This is a genomic window from candidate division WOR-3 bacterium (assembly GCA_039801725.1).
Lineage (GTDB): Bacteria > Hydrothermota > Tepidihabitantia > Tepidihabitantales > DTDR01 > DTDR01.
Window position 1 is genome coordinate 56,124 of record JBDRVE010000002.1, and the last position, 20,316, is coordinate 76,439.

Annotated in this window: 21 protein-coding genes and 1 tRNA gene; 6 read left to right on the forward strand and 16 right to left on the reverse strand. The window is 30.2% G+C overall.

The features are described from left to right. Positions 1-10: 10 nt before the first annotated feature. From ffh to ABIK75_00940, 16 genes are all read right to left on the reverse strand, one after another. Positions 11-1,291: a signal recognition particle protein gene (ffh, locus tag ABIK75_00865; GenBank protein ID MEO0089649.1), complete on the reverse strand. Its 1,281-nt coding sequence runs from the start codon at positions 1,289-1,291 to the stop codon at positions 11-13. Next, a complete protein-coding gene (gene rpe, locus ABIK75_00870) occupies positions 1,284-1,934 on the reverse strand; it encodes a ribulose-phosphate 3-epimerase (protein ID MEO0089650.1) in 651 nt (216 codons plus the stop codon). Before rpe ends, ffh begins: the two co-directional genes overlap by 8 nt. Continuing rightward, positions 1,934-2,656 carry a PASTA domain-containing protein gene (locus ABIK75_00875; GenBank protein ID MEO0089651.1) on the reverse strand — a complete coding sequence of 241 codons (723 nt, stop codon included), beginning with the start codon at positions 2,654-2,656 and terminating at the stop codon, positions 1,934-1,936. Before ABIK75_00875 ends, rpe begins: the two co-directional genes overlap by 1 nt. Further along, positions 2,640-3,578 carry a methionyl-tRNA formyltransferase gene (fmt, locus tag ABIK75_00880; GenBank protein ID MEO0089652.1) on the reverse strand — a complete coding sequence of 313 codons (939 nt, stop codon included), beginning with the start codon at positions 3,576-3,578 and terminating at the stop codon, positions 2,640-2,642. Before fmt ends, ABIK75_00875 begins: the two co-directional genes overlap by 17 nt. Further along, positions 3,575-4,066, reverse strand: coding sequence for a peptide deformylase (gene def / locus ABIK75_00885; GenBank protein ID MEO0089653.1), 492 nt, complete (start codon positions 4,064-4,066; stop codon positions 3,575-3,577). The genes fmt and def overlap by 4 nt, the downstream gene beginning before the upstream one ends. 8 nt (positions 4,067-4,074) lie before the next feature. Beyond that, positions 4,075-4,371, reverse strand: a complete 297-nt coding sequence (yajC, locus tag ABIK75_00890) for a preprotein translocase subunit YajC (protein ID MEO0089654.1) — start codon at positions 4,369-4,371, stop codon at positions 4,075-4,077. Between the two features lie 10 nt (positions 4,372-4,381). Further along, on the reverse strand, positions 4,382-4,969 hold the full coding sequence (gene nadD, locus ABIK75_00895; protein ID MEO0089655.1) for a nicotinate-nucleotide adenylyltransferase: 588 nt from the start codon (positions 4,967-4,969) through the stop codon (positions 4,382-4,384). Beyond that, the gene (gene bamD / locus ABIK75_00900) at positions 4,957-5,691 is read right to left on the reverse strand and encodes an outer membrane protein assembly factor BamD (GenBank protein MEO0089656.1); all 735 of its coding nucleotides are present in this window, start codon (positions 5,689-5,691) and stop codon (positions 4,957-4,959) included. The genes nadD and bamD overlap by 13 nt, the downstream gene beginning before the upstream one ends. Beyond that, positions 5,684-6,502 (reverse strand): purine-nucleoside phosphorylase, encoded by an 819-nt coding sequence (locus tag ABIK75_00905; protein ID MEO0089657.1) that lies wholly within the window; start codon positions 6,500-6,502, stop codon positions 5,684-5,686. Before ABIK75_00905 ends, bamD begins: the two co-directional genes overlap by 8 nt. Further along, the gene (locus tag ABIK75_00910) at positions 6,474-6,950 is read right to left on the reverse strand and encodes a DivIVA domain-containing protein (protein ID MEO0089658.1); all 477 of its coding nucleotides are present in this window, start codon (positions 6,948-6,950) and stop codon (positions 6,474-6,476) included. The genes ABIK75_00905 and ABIK75_00910 overlap by 29 nt, the downstream gene beginning before the upstream one ends. Before the next feature lie 189 nt (positions 6,951-7,139). Continuing rightward, positions 7,140-8,504 carry a S8 family peptidase gene (locus ABIK75_00915; GenBank protein ID MEO0089659.1) on the reverse strand — a complete coding sequence of 455 codons (1,365 nt, stop codon included), beginning with the start codon at positions 8,502-8,504 and terminating at the stop codon, positions 7,140-7,142. 7 nt (positions 8,505-8,511) lie between these two features. Beyond that, complete coding sequence (locus ABIK75_00920; GenBank protein MEO0089660.1) at positions 8,512-9,210, reverse strand: Ig-like domain-containing protein; 699 nt, start codon at positions 9,208-9,210, stop codon at positions 8,512-8,514. Positions 9,211-9,277: 67 nt separating this feature from the next. Next, positions 9,278-9,973: a UDP-2,3-diacylglucosamine diphosphatase gene (locus ABIK75_00925; GenBank protein ID MEO0089661.1), complete on the reverse strand. Its 696-nt coding sequence runs from the start codon at positions 9,971-9,973 to the stop codon at positions 9,278-9,280. Next, a complete protein-coding gene (locus tag ABIK75_00930) occupies positions 9,948-11,474 on the reverse strand; it encodes an AAA family ATPase (GenBank protein MEO0089662.1) in 1,527 nt (508 codons plus the stop codon). The genes ABIK75_00925 and ABIK75_00930 overlap by 26 nt, the downstream gene beginning before the upstream one ends. Next, on the reverse strand, positions 11,446-13,869 hold the full coding sequence (locus tag ABIK75_00935) for a YfhO family protein (protein ID MEO0089663.1): 2,424 nt from the start codon (positions 13,867-13,869) through the stop codon (positions 11,446-11,448). The genes ABIK75_00930 and ABIK75_00935 overlap by 29 nt, the downstream gene beginning before the upstream one ends. Positions 13,870-13,875: 6 nt before the next feature. After that, on the reverse strand, positions 13,876-14,775 hold the full coding sequence (locus tag ABIK75_00940; protein ID MEO0089664.1) for a lysylphosphatidylglycerol synthase domain-containing protein: 900 nt from the start codon (positions 14,773-14,775) through the stop codon (positions 13,876-13,878). A 144-nt stretch (positions 14,776-14,919) separates the two neighbouring features. Between ABIK75_00940 and ABIK75_00945 the strand changes: the two genes are divergently transcribed. From ABIK75_00945 to ABIK75_00970, 6 genes are all read left to right on the forward strand, one after another. Then, a complete protein-coding gene (locus tag ABIK75_00945) occupies positions 14,920-15,084 on the forward strand; it encodes a hypothetical protein (GenBank protein ID MEO0089665.1) in 165 nt (54 codons plus the stop codon). Positions 15,085-15,613: 529 nt separating this feature from the next. After that, positions 15,614-16,204, forward strand: a complete 591-nt coding sequence (locus tag ABIK75_00950; protein ID MEO0089666.1) for a hypothetical protein — start codon at positions 15,614-15,616, stop codon at positions 16,202-16,204. 13 nt (positions 16,205-16,217) lie between these two features. Further along, positions 16,218-17,726, forward strand: coding sequence for an SBBP repeat-containing protein (locus tag ABIK75_00955; protein MEO0089667.1), 1,509 nt, complete (start codon positions 16,218-16,220; stop codon positions 17,724-17,726). 39 nt (positions 17,727-17,765) lie between these two features. Further along, positions 17,766-19,673 carry a hypothetical protein gene (locus ABIK75_00960; GenBank protein MEO0089668.1) on the forward strand — a complete coding sequence of 636 codons (1,908 nt, stop codon included), beginning with the start codon at positions 17,766-17,768 and terminating at the stop codon, positions 19,671-19,673. A 36-nt stretch (positions 19,674-19,709) separates the two neighbouring features. Further along, positions 19,710-19,793: transfer RNA gene (locus ABIK75_00965), tRNA-Leu, on the forward strand. A 16-nt stretch (positions 19,794-19,809) separates the two neighbouring features. Beyond that, the coding region (locus ABIK75_00970; protein ID MEO0089669.1) for a phosphoribosylformylglycinamidine synthase subunit PurS at positions 19,810-20,316 on the forward strand (507 nt) is incomplete at its 3' end.

Genomic DNA, 20,316 nt, shown 5'->3' on the forward strand with positions numbered 1-20,316 from the left:
CTTCCTCCTTTTAAAATATTTTCCTTTTATCTTTAAAAATCTTTGCTAATTTCTGGGCTTGAAAAAATTCATTAAGTAGCCGATTAACATCGGTGACGGTAGTGCCGCTACCCAGGGCAATTCTTCTTTTTCTGCTACCGTCAATAATCTTAGGGTTTCTTCTCTCCTCTTTGGTCATTGAGAGAATAATTGCCTCCATTTTTATGAGTTCCTTTTCATCAAAATTTATTCCTTTTAACTCGGGAATCGGAACCATTGCTAAAATTTTTTGGAGGCTTCCCATTTTTTTTATCATTTTTATTTGGTTGAGAAAATCTTCTAAGGTAAATTCGCCTTTTAAAAATTTTTTTGCTAATTTCTCTTGTTCTTCCCTGCTTATTGTACTTTCAACTTTTTCTATTAAGGTTTTTATGTCTCCTCGTCCTAAAATGCGGCTGGCAATTCTATCAGGATGAAATTCTTGTAAATCCTCAACTTTTTCACCAACACCAATGAAGATTATTGGTGCCTTGCTTACTGCTCTGATTGAAAGGCAAGCACCACCTTTGGCATCACCATCCATTTTGGTTACAATTACTCCATCAATGCCAATTTTCTCATTGAATTCTTTTGCTTGATTTACCGCATCCTGTCCAACCATTCCATCAACTACTAAGAGATTATAATTTGGTTTTATTTTCTCTTTGAATTCTTTTAATTCTTTCATTAACTCTTCGTCAATATGAAGACGACCAGCAGTGTCAAAAATGACTAATTGGTTATTATTCTTTTTAGCAAATTCTAAGGCAATTTTTGCTGTTTCGAAAACATCTTCTTTAACGGGAATAAAATCGGCTTTCACCTTTTCGGCTAACATCTGGAGTTGTAAAGAAGCAGCGGGTCTTTTGGGATCGCAAGCAACCAACAAAGGTTTTTTGGATCGGTAATAATAAGCTAGTTTAGCAGCAGTGGTGGTTTTCCCGGTTCCTTGTAGACCAAATAGACAGATAGTATTAAAGGGGCCGCTCAGATTAAGTTTTATTGGTTTTTCACCAAGTAATTTTACCATTTCTTTGTATAACTCAACGATCACCAACTCACCAGGTTTTAAAGCGGAGGTAATTTTTTCCGATTTTAATTTTTCTTCTAAAGACCGTAGAAATTCTCCAACAACCTTATAGTTCACATCAGCATCCAAAAGTAAAATTCTAATCTCTCTTAAAGTATCAGAGATTTCTTTTTGGGAAAGGCGACCATAACCCAGAAGTTTTCTTTGTAATTTTACAAAACGATCAGCAATTATATCAAACATTTCTAATTTTTTTTATTACTAAAGAATAATCCTTTTCTTTAAAAATCGCACTACCGACAATTAATTTATCGGCGCCGGCCAAAATTAGTAATTTACTGTTTTCTGGCCCCACACCGCCATCTACCGAAATGGTTATTTTTAAATTTTCTTTGGTAATTAATTTTTTTAAATCCTCAATCTTTTTAATAACTTCGGGAATAAATTTTTGTCCTCCAAAACCAGGATAAACACTCATTATTAAGATCTCATTCAATTCATAGAGATAAGGGAAAATACTTTCAATTGGCGTTGGCGGATTTAAAGCAACTCCACATTCTAAATTATTTTCTTTAATTTTATTGATTGTTTCTTTTAATTCTTTCCCATCTTTCATTGCTTCACAGTGAAAGATTATTCCTAAAGAACCAGGAATAAACCATTCAATCATTTTAATTGGGGAGAATACCATTAAGTGAGTGATAATTGGTTTTTGTGCCACTTTTTTTAAGGCATTAAAAATTGGTGTACCAAAACTTAAATTGGGAACAAAATGGCCATCCATCACATCCAAGTGGAAAGAATCAATTCCTGCCTCTTCTGCCTTTTTTATTTCTTCCTCTAACTTTAAAAAATTACAATTTAAAATAGAAGCCGAAATATGCATTATTCCTTTCCTTTAGAAATAATTATTATAATTGAATCACCGGGTTTTACAAGTGTCCCTTCCTCTGGATATTGAAAGACAATGGTACCAATTTTTTCATTACTTTCCGTTTCTCTTATTTCTTTAATATAAAGAGAATAATTTTCTAGAATTTTTTGAACACTATTAATTTCTAAACCATAAAGATTAGGCATTGGAAAAATTCTTGCTTCTTTTGTAGCGTAATAAATTTTTACGAGGCTACCTTTACGAACCTTGGTATTAGGTTCCGGTTCGATTCCAATTATTTTCCCTTCTTTTTCCGGCAAATAAATTGATTCCACTGCTACTTTTAAATCATACTGGTTTAATAGTTGAATACTTTTTTCTAAATCAGTTTCGTAAATTTCCGGTATCCTAATAAATTTTGGTCCGGAAGAAACAATTATTTTTACATACCTACCGATTTTTATTTTGCTATTTGGTTCCGGTTTTTGTTTAAAAATTCTTCCTTCCGGAAAAGAACTTTCTTCGTAGATAATTTTTTCATCTAATTTTAGACCATTCTTTTTTAATGTTTCTTTTGCTTCTTGGGGAGTTAAGCCAATTAAATTAGGAACCCTAACTTCCCAAGAGGTTTTAACGAATATTGGAAGAATTAAAAACCCATAAAAAAATAGATTGAAAATAAACCCTAAAAATATTGCAAAGATAATTATTAAAATTTTAATTATTAAACGCATCGCCAGTTTTTATTCGATAACCATTAATAAAGTCTAAATCACTAATTATTTTTTTTCCGCTCGGTTTTAATTCCTTAATTCTTAAAAAAGAATTGCCACATTTTACATATAAACCTTTGTTTAAAATTAAAATTCCTCCGCAAGGAAGGAGGGGAAGATCATTTACTTCCTTTAAAGAAATTTCTGATTTTAATATAATTAATTGCTCATTCCGAAAAAAAGTATAGGCACCAGGTATAGGTGAAAGAGCACGAATTTGGTTGAAAATATCTTCTTTCCCTTTTTCCCAGTTTATTTTTCTCTCTTCCTTCTTAATTTTTGGTGCATAGGTTGCTAATTTATCATCTTGATAGATAACAGGTTCGTTATTTAAATACTTCTTAATTGCCTTAATAAGAAAATTTTTACTCAATTCTTTTAATTTCTCTTTGAGACTGCCGTAATTATCTTCCTCTTTTATTTCAATCTTTTCCTGACAGATAATTGGTCCGGCATCAAGTTTTTCATTAAGAAGAAAGGCAGAAAGTCCAGTTTCTTTTTCGCCATTCATTAGGGCTCTTTGGATTGGTGCGGCACCACGGTATTTGGGCAAAAGAGAAAAATGGATATTAATAATCCCTTTTTCAAAGATTTCAATTAATTCTTTTTTTAAAATCTTTCCATAACTGATTAATACTCCTAAATCAGGTTTTAGTTCTTTTAGAAGAGTTATGAACTCTCTATCATTTGGGTCTACCGGTTGAAAAATTTTAAGAAATAATTTTTCTGCCTTTTCTTTTATTGGATTTGGTAAAACTTTTAATCCTCTTCCCTTTGGTTTGTCTGGACTTGTAATTATACCAATAACTTCATAATTATTTTCTAATAGAGCTTCTAAACCGGGAATACCTAAATCATCGCTGCCAAAGAAAATAATTCTCATTTGATTTGGTTAAGAATAAACTTTTTTCTTATTTCGCTTAAATGGTCAATAAAAAGAATTCCTTGAAGATGGTCATATTCGTGAAGAAAACATCGGGCAAGAAGATATTTTCCTTCCAAAGTTATCTCTTTTTCATCTAAGGTTATCCCTTTTACAACAACGATTTTTGGTCTCAAAACAATCTCCCGAATATTAGGAATTGAGAGGCAACCTTCGTAATCTTCAATTTCTCCTTCTTGGTGGATAATTTCTGGATTAACTATCGTTAAGATTTTTGGTTTTTCTTTATCACCGCTCAAATTAACAATAAAAAGAGATTTTAAAACACCAATCTGATTAGCTGCCAGCCCTAAACCATCATAGTAGAAAAGGGTCTTTTCCATTTTTTTGACTAATTGGATAATTTTCTCATCAATTTTTTTAACCTGGGAACACTTTTTACGAAGAAGGGGATTAGGATAAGTTATTAATTTCGGTTTTTCTTCCATAATTAAAATTAACCTTGTTTTTTATAGGCAATTGAGGTTTTTTCAATTTCGATTTTAGTGTTTTCGTCTACTTTTAAAATAAATGTGGTCTCTTTAATATCAGAAATAACACCGTGAATTCCACCAGTGGTCACTACTTTATCACCTCTTTTTAAACTGTTAATCATCTCCTGATGTTTTTTTTGCCTTCTTTGCTGAGGAATAACTAATAAGAAATAAAAAATTAAAATAATTAAAATTAATGGTAAAAAAGAAGCCAAAGGATTAACTTGTTGGCCATTTGTAGCATAAAGGAAATCAAACATCTTTCCTCCTTTAAGTTAAATATAATTTATTTTCAATAATATATTTATAAACCTTTTCAGGTAAAAAATACCTAAAAGGTTTATTATTTTTAATTCTCTCTCTAATTTCGCTTGATTTTATTGCCAATTGAGAAACAGGTAAAAATACTAAATTTTCTTTATTTTCTTCTTTTGGTAAAGGATAACCATATCGGAAAAGCACACAAATTTTTATCTCTTTTAAAATCTCTTTCGGTTGATACCAGTTTTTAAATTCTATATATTGGTCAGAACCAATAATAAAATATAATTCTTTATCAGGATAAATTTTTTTCAACTCTCTTATCGTATAAATGCTATAAGAACTTTCAATATTATAATTCTCTTTTATCTTTTTTTCAATATCGGAAATAATAAACTTTTCGTTATTCTCAATTGCCAAACTGAGCATATTAAAACGATGTTCAAAAGAGGTAATAGTTGTCTTGTGGGGTGGATAATAAGTAGGAACAAAAAGGATTTTTGATAAAGAAAGAGAAAAAAGAACTTCCTCGGCAACTATTAAATGGGCAATATGGGGTGGATCAAAGGTACCGCCCAAAATTCCTATTTTTTCCATTTTGCTAATAATTTTTGGGCTTGGATTTTTAAATTGCTGTCGCCCTCTTTTATGATTTCGTTAAGATAACTTTCGGCTTTTTCTATTTCATTATTTTTGTAAGCAAGTTCGGCTAAATAATATAGAGAACGAAATTTAAGGGAAACCTTGGGAAAATTATTTTTTATATATTCAAAATAGGTTTTTGCTCCGTTTAATTCACCGTTTTTGTAATACAAAAAGGCGATATCAAAGAGATTTTGGGCAATCAGCGAGTCAATAATAATAACACAATTTTCTGCTTCTTTTGAAAATTGACTTAATGGATAATTTTCTTGAAACTCTAAAAATTTTTCTTTTAGTTCTTCTAAAGCAGAAAGGTTTTGTGTTTTTTTTAGTAATTTTAAATCACAAAGTAAGGTTTTATAGATAGCCTTTTCGTAATCTTCCGCATAAGGAAAAGTTTTTGTATAAAATTCGTATTCTAGTTTAGCCTTTTCGTAATCCTTTTTTTGAAAATAACATTCTGCCAAAAGAAATTGGGATTTAATCAGATAAGCACTATGGGGATATTCATTAACAATTTTATTAAAGTATTTTATCGCAATATCATATTTATTTTCTGCCATTGCCTTAATGCCGCTATCAAATAATTCAGTTACGTTTTCTTGGATTATAATATTTTTTTTAGCACAGGTAAAAAAAATAAAAAGAGTAAGAATTAAAAGGATTTTTTTAGACATTCAATCTCTTAATAAATTCTTTTATTAATGTAGTTAATTTTGGTTCGGTTTCTTTAGCAATTTTTAATATTTCTGCTAAATTTACCGGTTTTAAAGCATCAGGTAATCCCATATCGGTAATAACAGAAAAACCGATTACCTTTATTCCCACCTGGCGGGCAACAATCACTTCTGGAACCGTTGACATACCAACAGCATCGGCACCTAAAATTCTAAATGCTCGATATTCGGCAGCAGTTTCTAAACTGGGTCCCATTACTGCGATATAAACCCCTTTTTTTATTGGAATTTTCAAATCTAAGGCAACCTCTTCGGCGAGTTTAATTAGATTTTTGTCATAACAATTATACATATCAGGAAATCTTGGACCAAAATCGGGATCGATTAAACCTCTTAAAGGATTATCGCAAAGAAAGTTAATATGGTCAGTGATTATCATAATATCACCAGGGGAAAATAAAGGGTTTAAACCACCGCTCGCGTTGGAAACAATAAGTACTTCTACACCCAATTCTTTCATTACTCTTACTGGTAAAGTGATTTCAAACATTGAATATCCTTCATAATAGTGGAAACGACCTTGAAAGGCACAAACTTTTTTCTTATTTACATAGCCAAAAATAAGTCTTCCTTCGTGGGTAACGACTGTTGGCATAGGAAAGTTGGGAATTTCCGAATAGGGAATGACTTTGTTAATTTCAATCTCTTCGGCAAGTCTTCCTAAACCAGTTCCTAAAATAATTCCAATCTTTGGTTTAAAATCACACTCTTTTTTTATAAAATCAACTGCTTCTTTTATCTTCTCCTTCATATTCTTTCTCCCATTCTTTAATAAAATTATTTAAACCCTCAATTAACCCCTTTAAATTAGAAAGAAAAATTCTTTTTTGTAGATTTAGTTTATTTAACTCTTCTCGTAATTTGTTAACTTCTTTTTGAGCATTCATTATCATTTCTTCCGCTTCTAATTTTGCTTTTTTCACCACGTTTTCGGCTTCTTTTTGAGCGTTATTTTTTAGGTCTTCTATTTGTTTTTGAACGGTCATAAGAGTTTCTTGTAAAAGTTTCTCTTGCCTTTGATAATCTGCTACTTTTTCTTCTAAAAAAGATACTTTATTAATTAATTCATCTTTCTCTTTAATTATCTCTTCTAGTTCTTTAGCAACGATTTCTAAAAATTCTTTTACTTCTTTTTTGTCATAACCACGAAAGCGAATAAAAAAATCCTTTCTTCTGATATCTAAAGGAGTTATTTTCATAAGATAATTTTAATGTATTAAATAAAATAAGTCAATTTAGTAATTAGGAAAAGAAAAAGATCAGGAAATTTCGTTAAAAACAAAACTTCTCGGAATTGGGTAAAAGAAAATATCGATAGACTTTGGTAAAAAGATATTTTATTTTAAGAAACATCTTATAACGAGTAACGACATCTCAACCGAATGGCTTTATATCTTCTTTTGAAAATATTTTCCTTTTTTTAAAAAATAAACCATTCTTTTCTTTTTATTTTTTATTTTACTTCCCAAAGCATTATAAAATTCTTCTTTTTGGTCATTTTTGCTATTCTTTTCTATCTTCTTATAATACTCTCGAGAAGTATATTCTTTTGCGATGAGATAAGCATAATAAGCATTAGGAAGCCCAAATCCATAGTGTTTATCCCAACCTTTTTCTCCCAGATCAATCGTTCCAACATTCAAAATTGCGCGCAACTGGTAATTAGTAAGAAAAGGAAAGGAGGATAAAATTAAAGAAGTAATTCCTGTGATTTGTGGAGCCGACATGGAAGTGCCATCTAATAGAAGATATTGATTATTAGGGATGGTTGATAAGATCTCTCTACCGGGAGCAACTAATTCTTGTTCTTTTCCGTAGTTACTGAAATCAGTTAAGTGGCTATTTTTATCTAATGCTCCACAAGCAATAACTTCTTTAAATCTTGCTGGATAGAAAATATTTTGTGTTCCTTCATTACCACTGGCGGCGACTAATAATACTCCCTTTTTATAGGCATATTCCACAGCTTCTTTTAATACCGAAGAATAATTACTTGCTCCCAAACTTAAATTTATAATTCTTGCTCCATTATCTGTTGCCCATCTTATTCCTTCTGCCACATCAAAATCGCTTCCTTCACCATTCTCGTCTAAAACCCTTACGGCTAATAACCGAACCTGTGCCCAACCACTTATACCAATATAATTATTTGTAACACCAGCAACTATCCCTGCAACATGGGTTCCGTGATATTCGTTCTCATTATCCGGATAAGGATTACTGTCGTCATCAACAAAATCATAGCCAATTAAATCAAAAGAAAAATTGTCCTTTAAATCCGGATGATAATAATCTATCCCTTGGTCACAAATCGCAACGATAATATCCTTTTTTCCAATCTCAAAATCCCAAATTAAATCGCTATACATAACCCATTTATCCCATTGATAATCTAAATAAAATTCATCATTAGGTATAAAACAGGCTTTTAATTTTACATTTGGTTCAAAATAGTTAATAAAATCTTCATTTATTAATTGAAAAGAAGGTAAATAGACTAATAAATAGTTGCCACCAGTTTTACTTTCTTTTATTATCCTGCCGCCAATTTTCTCTATTAAAATCTCTGTATCTTCTTTTCTTCCTTCTTTGTAACCAATAACCCAATAATTAGAAAAATCTTTTGATAGATTTCTTTCATTTATTGAATAAAACTCTTTTGATTGATAAATATTTATTAACGAATCAAGTTTTATTAATCTCTCATTTATATCAATTGTTAAAGATTGAAAGATAAATAAAAAGATAATCATTTAATATTTAATCAGTAGCCAAATAAAATCTAACCCAAATTTCTTTCCTTTTTGGAGAATTATTTTTCCATATTAAATAATATTTGCCATTTTCTTTTATTCTCTCTTCTATTTTTCCGTAATTAAAATCTTTTAATTTTATTATTGTATCATTTCTCTCATTAAGAAAAATAAATAAGGTAAAAGTATCATTATTTTTTACTGATATTTCACCGATTATTGAATCCTCTAAATTGCCAAAAATCTCTTTTCGATATTCACTATAAGGATTAAAATAAATTTCTCCATAATATATATCCTTCTTTCTTTTTCCTAAATAAAAAATATTTATTTCTTTAGAGACTCCTTCATTATTGTAGATATCATATGCCTTGGCAAAAATCTTGTGCCAAATAAAAGCGGTATTAAATCTTATATTAAACTCATAAGGATAAGAAGTATCAATATCAAAAAGTTTCTCATCTAAATAAAGCGAAACATTATTTATTTTGCTACTATCAATTGCTAAGACTTCAACTTTTAAACTACCGCTGAATAAACTGCTATCTTTGGGATAAGTTATTTCAACATAAGGGGGTTCTTTATCTTTTTTCACACAAGAAAAAAGTAATATAAATATAACTGCTGTAATTTTAGTTAGATTATAAGAAAAATTCAGCAGGTGGTTGGTGCCTAACCTTAAATGGTCTCCCTCTCTCCTTCTCAATTTAAGAGGGTAAAGGTCACCTAACCACCTGCCTATTATATTAGATACATAACCCATACCAAAAGGTTTAGTATTTTTTTAGTTCAATTAAATCTTTATCAATAAGTCCGTAAGTGAAGTTATTTATCCAATCACCGGTATTTAGATAATATCCATTACCAATTTTTATTAAAGTAGGAATATGAAGATGTCCCAAAATAACAATATCGTAATTCTCTTTTAATATTTTATGTTCGGCAAATTTATAAAAGGCATCTTTTAAATTAAAATTTCCACCCTTTTTTCTGGCAAAATGAATAAAGAAATGTGCCAAGGGAAGTCCAATATCTGGATGAAGAAAAGAGTAAAGAAATTGATTCAAAGGGTTTTTTGTTATAAGTTGGCTTAATCTTGTTAAAAAAGAGTTATCCAGAAAATCACCATGGGCAATATAAACTTTCTTATCCTCAATTATTAAGTCAAAATATTTTTCAGCAACAATAAAATCAAATTCCCTTTTAATAAATTTTAAAAGTCCATAATCGTGATTACCAAAAAGAAGATAGATTTTTGTGCCCCTATCCTGTAATTCCTTTAATTTTATTAACACCTTTAAACAGTTTTTAGGAATAACTGAATTATATTCTAAGAAATATTCAAACAGGTCACCAATAATAAATAGAGAATCTTCCTCTTTGATATCTGATAGGAACTTTAAAAATTTCTCTTCCCTTTTCTTATTATTTCCTAAATGGATATCAGAAACAAAATAATACCTTCTCAAGTCCTTTTATCACCTCCTGATAATTTTTAGTGTTATTTATTTTTATTAGATTGTTTAAATTTCTTATTGGATAAAAATCCTTTTTCATTTGCTTATAAATCTCTAAACGACCATCAGTAATTTTTCTTATCTTTGTTAGACGCCTTTTAATTATCCTTTCGTTAGCATAAATATAAACCCAATAAGGTAAAACTTTTTTATCGGTAATTTTCTTAACCATATCCCGCCATTCCTTTTTGTTAAAAGTACCATCAAGAATAACCGAATAACTACTTAAATAATATCTTAATCCCCTTTTTATTAAATAATTATAAGTCCTTTTAGAAAAAGAATAGGAATAGATATCTTTACCATAATCAACCTCTCTTTTTTCTTCTAATGGTATCTTTGCCAATTCCTTACGAATAATATCGGTGTTTAAAACAATTGCCTCATTTCTTTTACCAAATTCTTGGGCAAGAAAACTTTTGCCAGTTCCAATATTGCCAAAGAAGATTAGAAATTTTCTCTCTTTAAAAAGATTATTAGCATAACAATAAGATAAATCAAAATATCTTTTTGCCTTTTCTAAGATTTCCCTTTCTTTATTTTGTAAAAAAAGAAAACCAGTAACTTTTCCCCGAACATAAGCCCGATAGGTTTTATAAAAAGTTAATAATAAAAGACCCTCAAAATCATCAGTAATCTTTAAGTAATTATCTAAAAAATAATCACTAAAATCCTTTCTCTCATAAAATTCTAAATCCATTATCATAAAGGCAACTTCCGAAATTAAATCACCAATAGCAAACCTTTTATTAAATTCAATACCATCAAAAAGATATATCTTATCACAAACAAAGATATTTTGGGAATGTAAATCACCATGGCAGTATTTTATCTTTCCCTTTTTAACTCTTTTTAAAAAGATGTCTTCTTTCTCAAAGATAAATCTTTCAATCTCTCTTTTAATAAATTCATATTCTTTTTCTTTTATTATTTTATTAATAAAATCTTTTGTCTGATAAAAATTTTCATCCCAATTATAGCGGATAATTTCTATTGAACCATAAAGAAAACCTTCTTTATCGGGCTTAATATTATTATGAAAATTGCCAACTATCTCTGCGAGATTTTTTATTGTCGAATAATTTATCTGGTTTTTCAATAGTAAATTGGTCATAATCCTTTCTTGAGGCAGTTCCTTCATTTTTATTGCGTAATCAATAATTTTCCCTTTCTTACCAAAATCTATTTCATTTCTATATTGACTAATTGGCAAAACTCCTAAATAAATCTCTTTTGAAAATCGGCTATTTAATTTTAATTCTAATTGACAATATTTATATCTCAAAGGTAAGGTGGTATAATTTAGAAAGCCAAAATTTACTGGTTTTTTTATCTTGTAAGCATATTTTCCTGTCAATAATACCCAAGAAGTATGGGTTTGAATAATATTAACTTTTCTTTTTTCTTTTTTCTCAATATTTTCTTTAAGTTTTAATACCTCTTTTTCGTTCATTAATAAAATAGAAGAGATTAAAAACAAGAAAGATTAATGCCAAGATAGAAAGAATCTTACCTAATTGATAATATTTTGAATAATAATAAAACTCAATCTTATGTTTCCCTTTCTCTAAGAAGATTGCCCTTAAAGTATGAAAAGCCCTTAAAACTTTTATTTCTTTATTATCTAATTTTGCCTGCCAATCCGGATGGTAATTTTCTGAAAGAACTAAGAAACAATCCCTCTCAGTTTCTACTTCTAAATTGATTTTGTTTGCCTTATATTCTAATAATTGAATATTACCAATATTTTTATTTAGAGAAATATTAGAAATCTCGTATACCTTTCTCTCTAAACTTTCCGGTGCTTTTGGTTTTTCGTATAATAAGAGAAGTTTTTGGCAATCAAAATCCTCCCTTTTTAGAAATTGAAAAATCTCTTCTTTATCTTTGACAATTGAATAATAAGGAACTAAAAAGGCTCTTTCTAAAAATGTTAAATTTTCATATATATTATACTCCCTTCCGGAAAAGACCTGTTTAAAATTAGGTTGGTTTAGATAATTTTTTATTTGGATAATTAATCTTTTTGTCTCTTCGTCATAAGGCGACAGGTCTTCCGGTAATTTAGGTACGATTACATATTTTACTGATAATAGATTTATAAAATTCTTATAATAAAGATTTGGTGGATTAGAAAAGATGACGGTATTTTCTAAACCAACAAATTCCATATAACTTTGGAGTGGGTTGGGATGATGACCAGCAACACTTTGGATATTATGCCTTTGTAAAAGTCCATCATCACTTCTTCGATAAAACAAAGGAAATACCCGATATAAACTGGTATCACTTTTTAAGAAATTGACAACTTCATCCGAAGCATAATAAATATCCGGTGTTTCAACCGATTTTATGTATTTTATATCGTTCCTTACTAAATCAAAAACCAAAATAAGACCAGCAATTATTGTAAAATGAAGTAATTTAATCTTTTTCTTTATTAAGTTGTAAATAAGCAAAGAGAAGATAATCCAAAGAAGAGCGGCAAAAAGAAAGCCTTGTTGGATTTTTGGATAATTATTTTCTAAGTTTCTTATTTTTTCACCAGAGATTTTACTTACCGAAACAAGTAAAGAGATGACTGTTTCTTTGAAAACTAAGATAAAGAAAGTTAAAAAGATTAAAATCAAAGAAGAGGTAAATAAGAATTTTCTTAATCTTTTTATTTCTTTCTCTTTAAAGTTTTCTTTTAAAAGTAAAGAAAGACCGTAGATTCCTAAAATGATAATACTAAAAACAACAGTGAAAAATATCATTGAAGGACCACGGAATTTATTTACGCCAGGTAATAGATAATAGGGAAGATAGTAAAAAGGAGTATGACCACCAAAAGCCATCAGAATTCCAAAACAGGTATAGATAAAGAAAAATCTAACAAGGGATTTTTTGAAATAGAAATATAATGTTAAGAAGAATAATAAGATAAAAAATATTGAGAAATATTCACTATGGAGTTTAAAGGCATTTCTTCCCCAATAAAAATCTAAGCCACCGGAAAAGTTTGGTGTTACTAAATCAAAAATCTCTTCCGGTGGTAGCGACCAAGAAGTAGCAAAAGAATAATCTCTTTTTTCTCCTCTTGCCGCATAAGGTAAGTTACTATATATCGGTAAATATTGGATAGATACGAAAAGAACGATAAATATTGCCATTATTAATGAATAGAAAATTGTCTTTATTTTTCTTTCTTTTAAAAAGTGGTAGATAAATAAAAAGAGCATAATTAAGGCAGTATAATATCCTTTTTGAATATGGCCAGAAAATAATTGTAAGCCAACAAAAGAACCAGCAAAGATAAAATAATAAAGTTTTTTATATTTTAGTCCTTTATAATAGAAATATAAAATTAAGGGTAAAAGAGAAGAACAGATTAATCTACCATCATGACCAGCATAAGTTAAAGAGACTAAAGAGCCGGAAAGCATGTAACCAATGCCACCAAGAAAAGCAAGATATTTATTTACTTCTAACTCTTTTAAGAATAGATAGGTACCTAAACCGGCAAAAAATAGATGGATAACAAATGTCCATGTCCAGACAATATAGGTAGGAATAAAAATCCTGAAAAAGGTTGTTGGGTAAAATAGATCAGCAAAAAAGCCAGCAGTTGTTGGTAAGCCAGAATAGATATAAGGAAGCCATTGGGCAATTTCCTTATACTTTTTTAAATATAAAGCAATAAATTCCCGATTAGGTAGTCCGCCTAAAAGCCAATCTGTGCCAAAAAGCATTTTCTTGCCAAAGATAAAATCAAAATATAAAAAGAGCGGAATTAAAAATAATAGAATGATAAGATATTTCTCTTTTATATCAAACTCTTTAACTTCTTTTTTAGGAATCTTTTTCATAAGAAATTATATCTTTTTTCTTATTTTTGTCAAAAAAATAAGACCAAAAATGAGAAAATTTAATAGTTCGTGAATGGTAATCCAAATCCGAGAAGTCAAGGCAATCAGTGAGGCAATACCAATGGGAAATAAATCTTTCAAAAAGAGAAGGATACTTCCTTCTCGCACTCCTAAACCACCGGGCGCAATCAAAACAATAAACCCGAGCATCCAAGATAAGGCATAAATACCAATTAGAGAAAATAAATTATGAAAATTAACTTGGGAATAAAAAGATTTTATTAACAAAAAGAAAGAGAGCCCTTGAAAAAACCAACAAAGAATATAAAGAAAAAGTAAAATAATTGATTTCTTTACAGGAAAAGAAAATTCCATTTTTTCCTTTTTAAAGATTTTCAAGAGAAAATTAAAAATAATTTTAAAAAAATTCGGAGTGATAATAATTAAAAGCAAGAGAATTGGTAGAAAGAAAAACTTCTTTAAAAAAAAGATAAAATAAAAAAAGGCACCCAAAAATAAATAAAAACTTTCTAATAAAATACCGAAAAAGATATTCTTTTCCGAAAAGCCAAACCTTTTAACAAAATCTATTCTTGACAAGGCAAACCAGATTTTTCCCGGAACATATTTTCCTAAATTAGAAACGGCAATAATTCCTAAAGAGTTAAAAAAAGAGATATTTTTATCCTTTTCCAATTCTTTAATTATTATCTGCCAAGCATAGGCATAGAAAAAAAGTGAAGGGAAAAGTAAAAGATAAGAAAAGATAATGTAGTACCAGTTGATATTAAAAAGAATTGGTTTTATTTCATACCAGTTTCTAAAAATATTCTTAAAAATAAAATAAAAGGCAACAAGAATAACTATATAAGAAAAAAACCTTTTGAGAAAAGAAAGAACTTTCACAATAAATTATAAAAGAAAGAAGGTGTTTTTCAAGAAAACAAATCTTAGCCATATTAAAATATTTTGTCAATAATAAAAAAAGTGGTAACCTTTTTGCCTTCTTATCCGTTATATATATAAGGGAAAATATAAAAAGGAGAGATTATGAAGTTGTATTTAACGAAAGAAGAGAAAGATAAGATAAAAAATTTGGGAATTTTGAAGGTAAGTCAGGTTGCCTATTTTTTAGGAGTAAGACTTATCAAAGAAAAGAAGATAAAGAGAGAAGAGCAAATACCCTTCAACACCTTTAAGATTTTATGGAATTAGGTGATTTTTGATTAAATTTGGTAATTTTTTCATTTACCATCAAGGTATTTTTGCCTATATTATTAGTGATGGTTTTAAAAGGAGTTTTTATGAATGGGAATAATAATCGTATGAAGGAAGTAGAAAGGCTGAAATTGATAAAGGAACTTGAAGAGAAGAAGAAGAGGGGGGTAGGTGGGAGTAATACGGGGTATGTCTCCGGTATATGATTAATAATAACCTTATTAAGATGAATAATAATAGTCTTGTTAGGATGAATAATAATAATCTTATTAGTGCTAATAATGTTCTTCCTATTAAGTGGATTAATGATAATATTCTGTTGAAGATTTAGGTAGGTATTGAAGGTATGGCAGGTGGGACGCACAAGGCAAGACTTTGAGCATCTATTATGGAGCATTTAAAGAGGGTTATCTCCAAATTTGAGTATGAGAATACAAAAAAGGAGTTTTGTCGGTATTTAGCGGTTTTATATCGGCAGATGAGAAGGAAAGAGAGGATTGTATTTAGGCATATCGGATATAGGAATATGGCAGAGGATGGCTTCTGTTATGAGTTTTACAAAAACATTGCCTTTTGGACAGGGGTTCATAGAAACACAATTCCAAAATATGTAAACTTCTTTATTGAGAATAAATTACTTGAAAGAAAGGTATTAAAGGCAAAATATCGTTATCGGAAAGGTTTAGTTCTAACAAAATTAGGTCTATGTTTCTATATTTTTATCAACAAACTTAATGAATATCTAAATAGTAAATTTAAAGAGAATAATAATTATAGAGAAATAGATTTCTTTTCCTTTATATATAATTTCCTATTAAATATATTCTATCTCTTTTACAATATATTAGGTAGCATGCACAATGGGATGCACAAGGCAGAGAACACAAACACTAATGAAGGAGTTTTAGGTATCAATTTAGAGATAAAAGAGGTAAAAAAGCCACCTGGTGAAGATAAAAAAGACTTAAAAGAGTTAAAAAGGCAGCAATTTATAAAAATCTTACAGGCAGGCTTTTTGCTTCCAGAAAGTATAATGGATGAATATAATTTATGGGATTTTATTAAAAAAATAGTTGACATAATTGATAAAATGGTTAAAATTAAATATGGAATTTAAAAGGGAGGCAAAGATGAAAGTAGATTGTTTAAAATTCTTTCTTTTATTTTTTATCTTAACTTTTTCTAATCTTTTATTTTCTCAGGTTGATACTGCTTGGGTAAGAAGGTATGATGGTCCGGGAAATCATAATGATGCGGCTACTTCCCTTTTTGTTGATAATCAGGGCAATGTCTATGTTACTGGTTGTAGTTACAATATTCTTACTGATTTTGACTATGCAACCTTGAAGTATGATGCAAGTGGCAACTTATTATGGGTAAGAAGGTATAATGGTCCAGGAAATGGTCAAGATTATGCTACCTCCCTTTTTGTTGATAATCAGGGCAATGTTTATGTTACTGGTCGTAGTTATGACTCTCTCACAAATTTGGACTATGCTACTTTGAAGTATGATACAAATGGCAACTTATTATGGGAGAGAAGGTATAATGGTCCGGGAAATCATAATGATGTGGCTACTTCCCTTTTTGTTGATATCAATAGCAATGTCTATGTTACTGGTAGGAGTGAGGTCTCTGGCATTGATTTTGACTATGCTACTTTGAAGTACGACGCAAGTGGCAACTTATTATGGGAGAGAAGGTATAATGGTCCGGGAAATGATTATGATGAGGCTACCTCCCTTTTTGTTGATAATCAGGGCAATGTTTATGTTACCGGTATTAGTTTTGGCTCCAGTACTTATTATGACTATGCTACTTTGAAGTATGATACAAATGGCAACCTATTATGGGTAAGAAGGTATAATGGTCCGGGAAATCATAATGATGCGGCTACCTCCCTTTTTGTTGATAATCAGGGCAATGTCTATGTTACTGGTTGTAGTTACAATATTCTTACTGATTTTGACTATGCAACCTTGAAGTATGATGCAAGTGGCAACTTATTATGGGAGAGAAGGTATAATGGTCCGGGAAATGATTATGATGAGGCTACCTCCCTTTTTGTTGATAATCAGGGCAATGTCTATGTTACTGGTCGTAGTTATGACTCTCTCACAAATTTGGATTATGCTACTTTGAAGTATGATGCAAGTGGCAACTTATTATGGGAGAGAAGGTATAATGGTCCAGGAAATTATAATGATGGGGCTGCCTCCCTTTTTGTTGACAGTGATGGCAATGTCTATGTTACTGGTAGTAGCGAAGGTTCTGGTACTGATTTGGACTATGCTACTTTGAAGTATGATACAAATGGCAACCTATTATGGGTAAGAAGATATAATGGTCCAGGAAATGGTCAGGATTATCCTACCTCCCTTTTTGTTGATAATCAGGGCAATGTCTATGTTACTGGTGATAGTTGGGGTTCTGGCACTTATTATGACTATGCAACAATCAAGTATATTCAAGAAGCACCAAATATCAGCGAAGGGGAAGAAAATAAGAGCGAAAAGAAAATGACAAAAAATAAAGTCTACGATATTTCTGGCAAACTTGTAAAGGAAAACAAACTGAAGAAAGGCATCTATTTTAAAGAAACCGAAAAAGGAATAAAAAAGATATTAATTTTGAAATAATTAAAATTAAGTATGAGGAATTTAAAAAGGAGAAAAAAAATGAAAAAGCATATCTTTTTAGTTTTAATCTTTTTATTTATTTTTACATTTTCTTTTGGATTTAGGGAAAAGGATTTCCGGTTTAGTTCTTTTTCTGGATTTGACTCATTGAATGTTCGTTTTATTGGTAATTGGCCTTTTGGACTTTTTTGTTATGCTGTGGCTTATGACCCATATCGTTTACTTGTCTTTTGTGGTTCTAGTGGCGGAGTTTATATCTTAGATGTATCAAATCCAAGTAATCCGCAAAAGGTATCCGAAGGAATTCATACGAGAGGAATTGTTTATGGTCTTTTTTATACTAACAACAAATTATATATTGCTGATGGTCAAGGTGGTCTTGAAATCTGGGATGTAACACAACCTTCTAATCCCCAAAAACTTGGCTATTACTTTACACCAGGCGAGGTTTATGGGGGTTATGTTTTCGACTCTTATGCCTATATTGTTGATGGTGATTTACGGATAATAAATATTTCAAATCCGAGTAATCCTTATGAGGTTGGCTATTATGAAACTCCAGGAGATGCTTTTGGTGTTTATGTTTCTTATCCTTATGCCTATGTTGCCGATGGCGAAGCTGGTTTAAGGGTGATAGATGTTTCTAATCCAAGTAATCCTTATGAGGTTGGTTATTATGATACACCTGGTTTTGCTAAAAGTGTTTATGTTTCTGGTTATTATTCCTATATTGCTGATGGAATTTACGGCTTACGGATAATAGATGTTTCTGATCCCAGGAATCCCTACCAAATTGGTTATTATGCTCCACAATATTACGCAGAAGATATTTATGTTTACTCTTCTTATGCCTATTTGGCTCTTAGAGGGTTTGGTTTACACGTGATAGATATTTCAGACCCACGCAATCCACAGAGAATTGGTCATTACACAGCAATAAGTTACGCTTATGATGTTTATGTTTCTGGTTCTTATGCTTATGTTGCCGACAAGAATGTGGGTGTAAGAATCATAGATATTTCTAATCCGCAGAACCCCGAAGAGATTAGTTATTATAATACACTAAGTTATGCTAAAAGAGTTTATGTTTTAGGTTCCTATGTCTATGTTGCAGACGGAGAAGACGGTTTGCGAGTAATAGACATTTCCGATCTTCAAAATCCGCAAGAGGTTAGTTATTATGATACACCTGGCAATGCTCAGGGCATTTATATTTCTGGTTTTTATGCTTATGTTGCTGATGGGAATGGTGGTTTAAGGATCATAGATATTTCTGATCCCATTAATCCATACGAAATTGGTTATTATACTTTCGGCTCTGCTAAAAGTGTTCATGTTTCCGGCTCTTATGCTTATGTTGTTGTTGGAAGTTCTGGTTTACGGGTGATAGATGTTTCCAATCCAAGGAATCCACGAGAGATTGGTAATTATGATACTCCGGGTTTTGCTTACGATGTTTATGTTTCCGGCTCTTATGCCTATCTTGCCGCTTATGACAGAGGTTTACGGATAATAGACATTTCTGATCCTCAAAATCCGCAAGAGGTTGGCTATTATGATACGCCTGACGGAGCTCGCGGTGTTTATGTTTCTGGTTCCTATGCCTATGTTGCTGACGAAGATTCTGGTTTACGGATAATAGACATTTCTGATCCTCAAAATCCGCAAGAGGTTGGCTATTATGATACACCAGGTGAAGCTCGCGGTGTTTATGTTTCTGGTTCCTATGTCTATATTGCCGATTGTTCGGTTGGTTTACAGATTTATCAATTTTACGGCACAGGAATAAATGAAAAGGAAACACTAAAAGGAATAAAAAACCTCTCTTTTGAAGGCAAGAAAATCTACGATATTTCTGGCAAACTTGTCAAAGAAAAGAAACTAAAAAAAGGCATCTATTTTAAAGAAACCGAAAAAGGAATAAAAAAGATATTGATTTTGAAATAATTGACTAATATAGTTTTGTTTTTATAATTTATAGAAGCCGGGGTGGTGGAATTGGCAGACACACACGTTTGAGGGGCGTGGGCCTGAAAAGGCGTGCGGGTTCAAATCCCGCCCCCGGCATTTTATTTTTTATATTATGATTTACCGAATAGAAGTTAAAAAGAAAATTTTAGATAAAGAAAGCGAAATATTGAAAAAAGAATTAATAGAGAATTTTAATATTAAAATTGATGATTTAGTAATTGTTAAAGTATTTTTGTTTAATACATCACTCAACAGAAAAGAGATAGAAAATATTGTAAAAAACCTATTTTTAGACCCGGTGGTTGAAGAATTTAAGATTGGAAAGTTTAATTTTAAGGGATATAAAACTATTGAAATTGGCTATAATTTAGGTGTTAGTGATCCAGAAGAAGAACAGATAATAAAAAGTTTAAAAGAACTGGGTTATCCTTCTTTACAACTTAAAATTTTAAAGAAATATCTATTTAAGACAAAAGAGAAAAAAGAAAGATTACAAGAAATTGCCAAAGAACATTTTTATAATCCCTTAATCCAACATATCATCAAAGGTAAACCAAATTATCTATTTTTGAAACCAAAGATATATAAGTTTAAATTGAAGAGAATTAAAATTTTGAAC